The following is a 9,421-nucleotide window of genomic DNA, read 5'->3' as shown; positions in this document are numbered from 1 at the left end:
CCCCGACCCCGAGCCCTACCCCGAGCCCTACCCCGACCCCGACCCCGACCCCGACCCCGGCCGTGACCCCGAGCCCTACCCCGACCCCGAGCCCCACCCCGACCCCGCCCCACGCGCCGGTCCAACGCGCCACCGCCCCCGGAACGGTGAGCCGCGGCGAGGCGCCGCCGGTCGTCCCGCGCGTACGCCTCGACCCGGCGCCCGCCCAGACGGCCGCCGGCTCCGTGCAGAGGACGGCCTCCCCGCTGCCGATGCCGTTCACGAGGGGCGCCGGACCGGGACGCGGGGCCGAGCCCACCCCGCCCCGCGTCGTACCGGCACCGGCCGCCAACCGGCTTCAGACCAAGGCGGTCCAGCGGATGGCGCAGGAGGGGCTCGGCGGCGTCCCGGTGACCCCGGTGACCCGTGCCACGTCCACCTCGGCCGCCTCCACCCCCTCGGCCACCGGGACGACGTCCTCGACGCGCCCGGCCGCCGCGACCACGTCCACATCGGCGTCCAACCCGCGAGGGCCCGAGATCGAGGAGCTGGCCAGGCAGCTGATCGACCCGGTGGCCCGGCTGCTCCGGGCCGAGATGCGCCGAGGTCGGGAACGCACGGGACGTCCGTACGACAGCCGCCGCTGACCTCCGGCCGCTGAGACCCCGGCCGCCGACCCCCGGCGCCACTCCAGACACAGACCAGCACACAGACCGGCACGCAGACCGGCACGCAGACCGGCACGCAGACCGGCACACAGAACGGGCCTCCGGGCCAAGGAGAGAGATGACGGACAGCATCGTCGCGACGAGCGTGTTCTTCCGGCTCGCAATCGGCGGCAACGACCTCGGTGCCTTCCACACCTGCTCCGGCCTCGGCGCGGAGGTGGAGATGCACCAGTACGCGGAGGGCGGCAACAACGGGTTCGCCTGGCAGCTCCCCGGCCGCATCACCTGGTCCAACATCACCCTGACCCGGCCCGTCACCGCGGACACCGCCAAGATCGCCCGCTGGCTCGACGAGATCATCGAGCGGGTCGAGCCCAAGGACGGGGAGATCGTCGCGCTCAGGCCCGACCTCAGCCGCATCGTCAGCTGGCAGGTCCTCGGCATCGTCCCGGTGCGCTGGCAGGGCCCGTCGTTCGACCCGGCGAACTCCCAGGCCGCGATCGAGACCCTGGAGATCGCCCACGAGGGCCTGCGCCCGTCCTGAGAACCGGCAACACCCACGGAGAGGAGGTACGGACGCGATGGCACCCGCCCGATCGAGCCGCGCACGGGCCCAGCTGACGATCATGGAGCCGCCCGCGAAGGTCGGCGCCAAGCCCGGCGGCACCCTGGCCCGGGTGAAGCTCCAGTTCAACCCGTCGGCGCTGACCATGAGCAAGTCCACCGAGTGGCGGCGCACACCGTCCCGGATGGCGGGCCAGTCGGCCCTGCCCGAGTTCGTCGGCAGCGGACCGCGTTCGCTCTCCCTCGAGGTCTTCCTCGACGCCACGGCCACACACGACAACTCCGTGGAACAGGCCGTGCAGCAGATGATGACGGCCTGTGTGCCCACCAAGGCCAGCCTGGCCCGCAAGACACCGGCCAGCCCCTGGGTGCGGTTCGAATGGGGCACGTCGAAGACGACCTCGTTCGACGGCGTGCTGTCCAACTTCTCCGTCAACTACACCCTGTTCGACGTGGACGGGAAGCCGCTACGCGCCACCTGCTCGCTGTCGATCGAGGAGGCGAGCGTCGACCCGCCGGGCCAGAACCCGACGTCGGGCTCGCGCGAGGCACGCCGTACGCACCGGGTCGTCGCGGGCGACAGCCTGCCGCTGCTGGCCTGGCGCGAGTACGGGGACGCCACCGCCTGGCGCGTCATCGCCGAGGCCAACGGCATCGACGACCCCATGGTGCTCGCGCCCGGTACGGAACTCGTCGTGCCCGGCGCCGACGGAACAGCGGAGGAGGACCGATGAGCGCCGCCACGGAGTCGCGGGGCGGCCGGTCGTTCGCGGCCGACCCGATCGTCGAGGCCCCCGCCGAACTGCCGCCCGCCTGGGTCGCGCAGTTGGTCAGCTGTGTGGTCGACGAGAACGTCGGACTGCCGGACACCGCGCTGCTGACCTACCGCGACCCGAACCACGAACTGCTCACCGCCACCGGCATCACCATCGGCACGCCGCTGAAGATCTCGGTGGTGACCGTCACCGGGCAGGCCAGGGAGCGCCTGTTCACGGGCGAGGTGACGGCCGTCGAACTGGACACCGACACCACGGGGTCGTTCACGGTGATCCGCGCGTACTCCAAGGCGCACCGCCTTCAGCGCGGCCGCAAGGTCGTCGCGTACCGCAACATGACGACGGCGGACATCGTCCGGAAGGTCGCCGCCGGGGCCGGTCTGGCCTGCGGAAAGATCGAGGCGGCACCGGTCACCCATCAGCAGCTCTCCCAACCCAACGTCTCCGACTGGGAGTTCCTCCAGTACCTGGCGGGGGAGAGCGGTGCCCATGTGCGGGTCGACGAGAAGGGCCTGCTGCAGTTCGTGAAGCCGACGCCCGCCGCGTCCGCGCCGGCCCCGTCCACCCCGGCGACCCGCAGTCCGTTGGTCCTGGAGTACGGCCGCAACCTGCTGGCCCTGCGGGCCGTCCTGACGGGCGCCGACGGGGCGGGCAACGTGGAGGTGCGCGGCTGGAACGTGACCACCAAGACCCCGCTGGTCGCCACCCGGCCGGCCGTCCGCAGCACCACCGTCACCCCGGGACTCAACCCGTCGGTGGCGTCCGCGTTCGGCGCGTCCGCGAAGGTCACCGTCACCGACACCCCGTACCGTTCACAGGCCGAGACGACGGCCGTGGCCGGTTCGGTGGCCGCGTCGGTGAGCGCCGGGTTCGGCGAGATCGAGGCGGTCGCCGAGGGGAACCCCAAGCTGCGGGCGGGCAAGCCGGTCGCCCTCGGCAACGTGGGCCCCGCGTTCTCCGGCCGGTACACGGCCACCGCCGCCCACCACGTCCTGGAGCCGCAGGGCGGCTACCGTACGACGATCGTCGTGAGCTCCTCGCCCGACCGCTCCCTCACCGGCCTCGCCACGGGCGGGAACGCGCCCGCGCGCGGGTCGCGCATGCCCGGTCTGGCGATCGGCGTGGTCACCGACATCCGGGAGGCGGGCGGCGGCCAGCGCGGCTGGGTGAAGCTGAAGTTCCCCTGGCTCGACGCCACCTACGTGACGGACTGGGTACGGACCGTCCAGTGGGGCGGCCAGGGCGGGGGAGGGGTCTTCAGCCCGGAGGTCAACGACGAGGTGCTCGTCGGATTCGAGCAGGGACTCCTCGACAGTCCGTACGTGCTCGGCGGTCTCTACAACGGCGTGGACAAGCCGTCACCGCACGACGTCCCACTGGTCGACAAGACCAGCGGCAAGGTCCAACGCCGCTCCCTGGTGTCCCGCTCGGGCCACCGCCTCGAACTGCTCGACACCCCGCGCGGCACGTCCGGGGTACGCCTGGCCAGTGGGAACAAGCGGCTGGAGGTGAAGCTCGACGAGCGCCGCAACCGGCTCGAACTCACGGTGTTCGGCCCGGGCGGCAGACGGGCGTTGAGCTCGGTGACGCTGACCCCGAAGGGCATCACGCTCGACGCGGGGACCGGGACGCTCGACCTGAACGGCCGGACGGTGAACATCAACGGCAAGACGGGGGTGACGGTGGACGGCGGGCTGCTGGCGACGATCAAGGCGCGGATGATCCGCCTCAACTGACGAAGGCCCGGGCCGCCCGCGCATGCCGGGGGCCGCACATGCGGAGGGCCCCGGACACACCGGGGCCTGCCCTCCACCACACACCACAACTCCCTCATCCTCATTGTCAGCAAGGAGAAAGAGAATGCCTCCCGCAGCCCGCGTCGGGGACCCCACGGCCCACGGCGGTGTCATCGGCACCCCGCCGCCCGGCGCCGTCCTGGTCCCCACCGTGCTCATCGGCGGCAAGCCGGCCGCGGTGACAGGAAGCCTGCACGCGTGCGTACCCCACGCCTACCTCGGTCCGGCCAACGTGATCATGCCGAACCCACGCACCGCCGTGGGCGGGCCCGTACTGATCGGCGGGCTGCCCGCCGCCTGCGTACGGGACCAGACGAGCTGCGGGGCGCAGATCGTGGCCGGCGCGGTCAACGTCCTCATCGGGGGGCCGATGTGAGCGAGCGGTTCATCGGCCGGGGCTGGGGCTTCCCGCTCCGGGTGAGCCCCACCGGCGGGATCGGCATGGTGGAGCGCGACCGGGAGATCGAGGAGGCGATCCGCCTGGTCCTCGGCACGGCGCCGGGCGAGCGCCCGATGCGCCCCGAGTTCGGCTGCGGGATCCACGAGTACGTCTTCGCGCCCGGCGACGGCGAGACGGCCGGCCGGATCGGCCACGAGGTGCGGACGGCGCTGGAGCGCTGGGAGCCGCGGATCGAGGTCGACGACGTGGTGGTCGCGTTCGACGCGGTGGACGACGGCATCTTCTACATCGACGTCCGGTACACGGTCCGGTCCACCAACGACCTGCGGAACCTGGTCTTCCCGTTCTACTCCATCCCCTCCCACGAGGGATCCGACGAGACGGGAGGACGCTGATGGCTCTGCCCTCACCGAACCTGGACGACCGGCGTTTCCAGCAGCTGGTCGACGAGGCGAAGCGGTACGTGCAACAGGCGGCACCGGAGTGGACCGACCACAACGTGTCGGACCCCGGGGTCACGCTCATCGAGACCTTCGCCTACATGGTCGACCAGCTGCTCTACCGGCTGAACCGGGTGCCGGAGAAGAACTACGCCGCGTTCCTCGACCTGTTGGGCGTCCGGCTGTTCCCGCCGACGGCCGCGACGGCGGACGTCGACTTCTGGCTCTCCGCGCCCCAGCCCGACACGGTGATGCTGCGGGCGGGCGTCGAGGTGGCCACCGTACGGAGCGAGACCGAGGACGCGGTGGTGTTCAGCACCGCCGCCGACCTGCCGATCGTGCCCAGCTCCCTCACCCGCCTCGTGACCGCCCCGGCCGGCGGCGAGCAGACGGACCGGACGACGGCGCTCGGCGAGGGCCGCGACATCCCGTGCTTCCAGGCGGCCCCGGCCCCCGGTGACGCGTTGCTGTTCGGACTGCCGACGGCCGTGCCGCACTGCATCGTCGCCGTCCGGCTCGACAGCCGCGTCGAGGGCGTCGGCGTCGACCCCCGGCAGCCGCCCCTCGTGTGGGAGGCATGGGACGGCGCCCGGTGGGTGGTCTGCGAGACCGGTTCGGACACCACGGGCGGGCTCAACAGGCCCGGCGAGGTCATCGTGTTCGTACCGGCGGGACACACCGCGTCGGTGGTCGCGGGCACGCGCGCCGGCTGGCTGCGCTGCCGCGTCACCGCGCCCGAGGCGGGCCAGCCGTTCTACTCCGAGTCGCCCACGATCCGCGAGGCGGAGGTGTTCACGGTGGGCGGCACGATGGCGGTCGAGCACGCGGAGACCGTGTACGACACCCTGCTCGGCGCCTCCGACGGGGTGGCGGGCCAGCGGTTCCGGCTTCCCCGGCCGCCGCTGCTGCTCGACGGCGAACCGGTGGTGGTCGAGGTGTCCTCGGCCGAGGGCTGGCAGACCTGGACGGCGGTGGACCACTTCGGCGACTCGTCGCCCACCGACCGGCACGTGGTCGTGGACGCCACGAACGGCGAGTTCACCTTCCCGCCCGCGCTGCGGGAGCCCGACGGCACCGTGCGCACATACGGGGCGGTGCCCGACCAGGGAGCCCAGGTCCGGGTCCCGCGCCACCGCACCGGCGGCGGCGCCGGCGGCAACGTGGCGCGCGGCGCGATCTCGGTGCTGCGCAGCTCCGTCCCGTACGTGGCCCGGGTCGAGAACCGCGAGGCGGCGCGCGGCGGGGTGGACGGCGAGACCGTCGACAACGCCAAGGTGCGGGCGCCGCACGTGCTGCGGATACGGGACCGGGCGGTCACGGCCCAGGACTACGAGTTCATCGCCCGCGAGGCGGCGCCCTCGGTGCGGCGGGTGCGCTGTCTGCCCGCCGTGGCGGGGGAGGGCGGGGCGGTACGGGTGCTGATCGTCCCGGACGCGGTCGCCGACGAGGGGGACGACCGGCTCCGGTTCGAGCAGCTGATCCCCTCCGAGCAGGTCCTGTCGGCGATCACGGCCCGCCTGGACGAACGCCGCCTGGTCGGCACACGCCTGGTGGTGGAGCCCCCCGCGTACCAGGGGATCACGGTGGTGGCACGCCTGATCGCCGACCCCCAGGACGTGGACCGGGTACGGGAGGACGCGCTCGCCGCGCTGTTCCGGCACTTCAACCCGCTGCACGGCGGAGCCGACGGCAGGGGCTGGGCGTTCGGCCGCCCCGTCCAGTACGGAGAGGCGTTCGCGGTCCTCCAACGGGCGGCCCGGAACGCCCTGGTGGACGAGGTCCGCCTCTTCCCCGCCGACCCGGTGACCGGCCGCCGTGGCGCCCCGGCCGAACGGATCGACGTGGCCCGCAACGCCCTGGTCTTCTCGTACCAGCACCAGGTGGTCGTGACCCCCGGGGACCTGGGGGGTGCGACATGACCAGAGCAGCGGTCCCCGGCCTGCCGAGCCGCCACCCGATCGGCGGCCTGCTCCCGGCCCTGTACGCGGAGGACGACTTCGCACAGCGCTTCACGACGGGCCTCGACACGGTCCTGGCCCCGGTGCTGTCGACCCTGGACAACCTTCCGGCGTACTTCGACCCCGCGCTCACGCCCCCGGACTTCCTGCGGTGGCTCGCGACCTGGCTGGGTGTGGAGCTGGACGAGGAGTGGCCGGAGGAACTGTCCAGAACGGTCGTGGCCCGGGCGACGGACCTCCACCGCCGCCGCGGCACCCGCCGCGGCCTGGTGGAGAGCCTGCGCCTCTGCCTCGGGGTGGAGGCACGGATCGTCGACGGTGGCGGCGCCACCTGGTCGACGACGGCCGACTCGGAACTGCCCCCGGCACCCCCGGGCGAACTCCTCGTCCTGGTCTGGCCGGTCCGCACACCGACGGTGGACGAGCGCCAGGTCCTGGACGTGATCGCGGCGTCGTGCCCGGTCCACCTGACGTGCCGGGTGGAGATCCTCACCGGCCCACCGGAAGACGGAGGTAGCTGAGGCCATGCGCTCATGCCCGGACTGCGGAACGGCGAACGGCGAGACGGACGACTTCTGCGGCAACTGCGGCGGGTACCTGGGCTGGTCGCAGGAGGAGGAGAGGAAGGAGGAGCGTGAGGAGGCCCGGAAGGAGCCCCCGCAACCCCCGCTCGTCCCCCCGCCCGCGGCCCCACAGGAACGCCCGCCGGCCCCCGCGTCGGGACGCCCGTCGGTACCGCCGCCGGCCCCCGCGCCGGGACGCCCGTCGGTACCGCCGCCGGCACGCGCGTCGGGACGCCCGTCGGTACCGCCGCCGGCCCCCGCGCCGGGACGCCCGTCGGTACCGCCGCCGGCCCCCGCGTCGGGACGCCCGTCCGTACCGTCGCCGGGCCCCGCGCCGGAAACCCCGACGGGACTTCCGTCGTCACTCGCACCGGAGCTCCCGACGGAGCCTCAGCCGGGATTCCTGAGAGGGCTGCTGAGGGGCTTCCAGCAGGACCTCCCGGGTGAGCGTCCGACGGGACTGCAGTCGGGACGACAGGCGGACCTTCCGACGGACCTGCCGGCGGGACTCTCGGCGGACCTCCCGGGGGAGTTCGCGTCGGGACTGGCGTCGGGGCGACCGGTGGACCTGCCGACGGAACCGCCGGCGGGCCTCACGACCGATTCCCCGACGGACTCTTCGGCTGAACAGGAGGAGGGCACCCCCAAGGACCGCCCGGTGCCCACGACGCGTCCCGCTCCCGCCACCCCACCAAGGCCCACACACAGGCCCGCGAAGACTCCCACGACCGCGCCCGCGAGCACCCCCACTCCGCCGGCGATCCCCGCACGCACTCCGACCCCCGCACGCACCCCGACCCCCGCCCCCGACGCTCCGGTGGGGGCGGTGAAGCCGGCGAAGCCGATCGCCCAGCGCCCGAAGGTACGCCCGACGGCGGAACAGACGCAGCAGGTGGGCCCGCCGTGCCCGTCGTGCGGAACGCCGAACGCATCGGACCGCCGCTTCTGCCGCCGCTGCGCGACCCCGCTGCGCGTGACAGCCCAGGCGGCGCCGCTGCCGTGGTGGCGGACGGTGTGGCCGTTCCGCCGCAAGGTGCGATCGGGCTCGGGCCAGTGGGCACGCCGAACGGTGATCGCGGTCGTGGTGCTGGGCCTCCTGGTGGGGGGCTACTTCCTGATCCCGGCGGGCCGCTGGCTGTACGACGACGTGCGGGACAAGCTCTCGAAGGCGACGCACGTCACGCCGGCTTCGGTCGAGGCCACAGCGTCGGTCCCGAAGCACGGGCCGACGCTGGCGACGGACGGCCTGAGCAACACGTACTGGGGCGCGCCGGCAGTCGGCGACTCGCTGACCTTCACGTTCCGCTCCCCGCTCCGCCTGGTGGACGTGGTGGTCCACACGGGCGTCTCGAAGAAACCGGAGGCGCACCGCGATCAGGCCCGCCCGATCAGAGCGGACCTCCTGATCACGGCGTCGGACGGAACGACGAAGAAGAAGACGATCACCCTCGCGGACAAGCCGGGCCCCCAGACCGTCCAGACGGGTTACAGCGACGTCGTCTCGGTCCAACTGACCCTCCGCGAAGCGACGGGGCTCACCGAGGACCGCCACATAGCCCTGGCGGAGGTCGAGTTCTTCAGGAGGAGCTGACGTCCGTCGGCGGACGAACGCAGGAAGGAGCCGGCCCCGGCGGGAGGCCGGCGTCGGGTGGACCTCACTCCTCCAGCAGACGGCGGGCCTCGGTGAGGAGGCGCAGCAGCTCGGCGCGTGCTCGGGGGTCGGTGGCGTCGGCGTCGGCGTCGGCGTCGGGGGTGTGCGGGGGCCGGGACGTGAGGACGTGGAGGGCGACGGCGGCCTGGCGGGCGAAGAGGGACAGCAGGTCGAGTTCGGGAAGACCGGATCGCGCCTGGGGGGACGGGTCGAGCACTTCGAGGACGCCGAGCACCCGGTCGTCGTGGATGAGCGGGGCCGCCATCAGCGCTTCGGGGACGTAGCCGGTGGACTTGGCGACGGCACGGTCGAAGGATGCGCTGTCGTGCAGGTCGTCGACCACCATCGGTTCGCCGGAGGCGGCCACCCAGCCGGCGATGCCCCGGCCGCCCGGGAAGCGGCGGCCGACCAGGAACTCCTGGCCCTGCCCCGAGACGGCTTCGAAGACCAGCTCGTCGGCCGCCTCGTCGAGGAGCAGGATGGAGCTCGCCTGGGCGCCGAAGATGGCGCGTGCGGTGTCCACCACCGACTGCAGCAGTTCCGTCAGGGCCGGGTCCGGCCGGGGAGCTGTGGACACGGAGGATTCGTTCGTCTGGGTCATGGGGTCCCCCTTCTGGAGTGGTGTC

At 73.3% G+C, this 9,421-nt stretch carries 9 protein-coding genes and 1 pseudogene; 9 read left to right on the top strand and 1 reads right to left on the bottom strand.

Annotated elements, in window-relative coordinates:
- From ACFUJR_RS11530 to ACFUJR_RS11490, 9 genes and pseudogenes are all read left to right on the top strand, one after another.
- A pseudogene (locus ACFUJR_RS11530) lies at window positions 1-626 on the top strand (hypothetical protein); the annotation flags it as partial.
- Window positions 627-765: 139 nt separating this feature from the next.
- Complete coding sequence (locus ACFUJR_RS11525; protein ID WP_383177814.1) at window positions 766-1,191, top strand: phage tail protein; 426 nt, start codon at window positions 766-768, stop codon at window positions 1,189-1,191.
- A gap of 37 nt (window positions 1,192-1,228) precedes the next feature.
- Complete coding sequence (locus ACFUJR_RS11520; RefSeq protein ID WP_383177811.1) at window positions 1,229-1,945, top strand: LysM peptidoglycan-binding domain-containing protein; 717 nt, start codon at window positions 1,229-1,231, stop codon at window positions 1,943-1,945.
- Window positions 1,942-3,723: a VgrG-related protein gene (locus tag ACFUJR_RS11515; protein WP_383177808.1), complete on the top strand. Its 1,782-nt coding sequence runs from the start codon at window positions 1,942-1,944 to the stop codon at window positions 3,721-3,723. The genes ACFUJR_RS11520 and ACFUJR_RS11515 overlap by 4 nt, the downstream gene beginning before the upstream one ends.
- Before the next feature lie 124 nt (window positions 3,724-3,847).
- The gene (locus ACFUJR_RS11510) at window positions 3,848-4,159 is read left to right on the top strand and encodes a PAAR domain-containing protein (protein ID WP_383177805.1); all 312 of its coding nucleotides are present in this window, start codon (window positions 3,848-3,850) and stop codon (window positions 4,157-4,159) included.
- Window positions 4,156-4,578: a GPW/gp25 family protein gene (locus ACFUJR_RS11505; protein ID WP_383177802.1), complete on the top strand. Its 423-nt coding sequence runs from the start codon at window positions 4,156-4,158 to the stop codon at window positions 4,576-4,578. The genes ACFUJR_RS11510 and ACFUJR_RS11505 overlap by 4 nt, the downstream gene beginning before the upstream one ends.
- A complete protein-coding gene (locus ACFUJR_RS11500; RefSeq protein ID WP_383177799.1) occupies window positions 4,578-6,542 on the top strand; it encodes a putative baseplate assembly protein in 1,965 nt (654 codons plus the stop codon). The genes ACFUJR_RS11505 and ACFUJR_RS11500 overlap by 1 nt, the downstream gene beginning before the upstream one ends.
- On the top strand, window positions 6,539-7,102 hold the full coding sequence (locus tag ACFUJR_RS11495; RefSeq protein ID WP_383177796.1) for a phage tail protein: 564 nt from the start codon (window positions 6,539-6,541) through the stop codon (window positions 7,100-7,102). Before ACFUJR_RS11500 ends, ACFUJR_RS11495 begins: the two co-directional genes overlap by 4 nt.
- A 1,015-nt stretch (window positions 7,103-8,117) precedes the next feature.
- The gene (locus tag ACFUJR_RS11490; RefSeq protein WP_383177793.1) at window positions 8,118-8,735 is read left to right on the top strand and encodes an NADase-type glycan-binding domain-containing protein; all 618 of its coding nucleotides are present in this window, start codon (window positions 8,118-8,120) and stop codon (window positions 8,733-8,735) included.
- A gap of 64 nt (window positions 8,736-8,799) precedes the next feature.
- Here the strand turns inward: ACFUJR_RS11490 and ACFUJR_RS11485 are convergent, their stop codons facing one another.
- Entirely contained in the window at window positions 8,800-9,396 is a 597-nt protein-coding gene (locus ACFUJR_RS11485; RefSeq protein ID WP_383177789.1) for a GAF domain-containing protein, read from the bottom strand.
- Window positions 9,397-9,421 lie beyond the last annotated feature (25 nt).

This window comes from Streptomyces sp. NPDC057271 (assembly GCF_042668715.1).
GTDB lineage: Bacteria > Actinomycetota > Actinomycetes > Streptomycetales > Streptomycetaceae > Streptomyces.
The sequence above is the reverse complement of the archived record's forward strand: the minus strand, read 5'-3'. Positions and strand labels throughout refer to the sequence as shown.

What these genes read in the sequence shown, in the direction of transcription:
- ACFUJR_RS11525 (WP_383177814.1), top strand. Translation starts at nt 766, where the DNA reads ATGACGGACAGCATCGTCGCGACGAGCGTGTTCTTCCGGCTCGCAATC.
- ACFUJR_RS11500 (WP_383177799.1), top strand. Translation starts at nt 4,578, where the DNA reads ATGGCTCTGCCCTCACCGAACCTGGACGACCGGCGTTTCCAGCAGCTG.
- ACFUJR_RS11520 (WP_383177811.1), top strand. Translation starts at nt 1,229, where the DNA reads ATGGCACCCGCCCGATCGAGCCGCGCACGGGCCCAGCTGACGATCATG.
- ACFUJR_RS11510 (WP_383177805.1), top strand. Translation starts at nt 3,848, where the DNA reads ATGCCTCCCGCAGCCCGCGTCGGGGACCCCACGGCCCACGGCGGTGTC.
- ACFUJR_RS11515 (WP_383177808.1), top strand. Translation starts at nt 1,942, where the DNA reads ATGAGCGCCGCCACGGAGTCGCGGGGCGGCCGGTCGTTCGCGGCCGAC.
- ACFUJR_RS11495 (WP_383177796.1), top strand. Translation starts at nt 6,539, where the DNA reads ATGACCAGAGCAGCGGTCCCCGGCCTGCCGAGCCGCCACCCGATCGGC.
- ACFUJR_RS11485 (WP_383177789.1), bottom strand. Translation starts at nt 9,396, where the DNA reads ATGACCCAGACGAACGAATCCTCCGTGTCCACAGCTCCCCGGCCGGAC.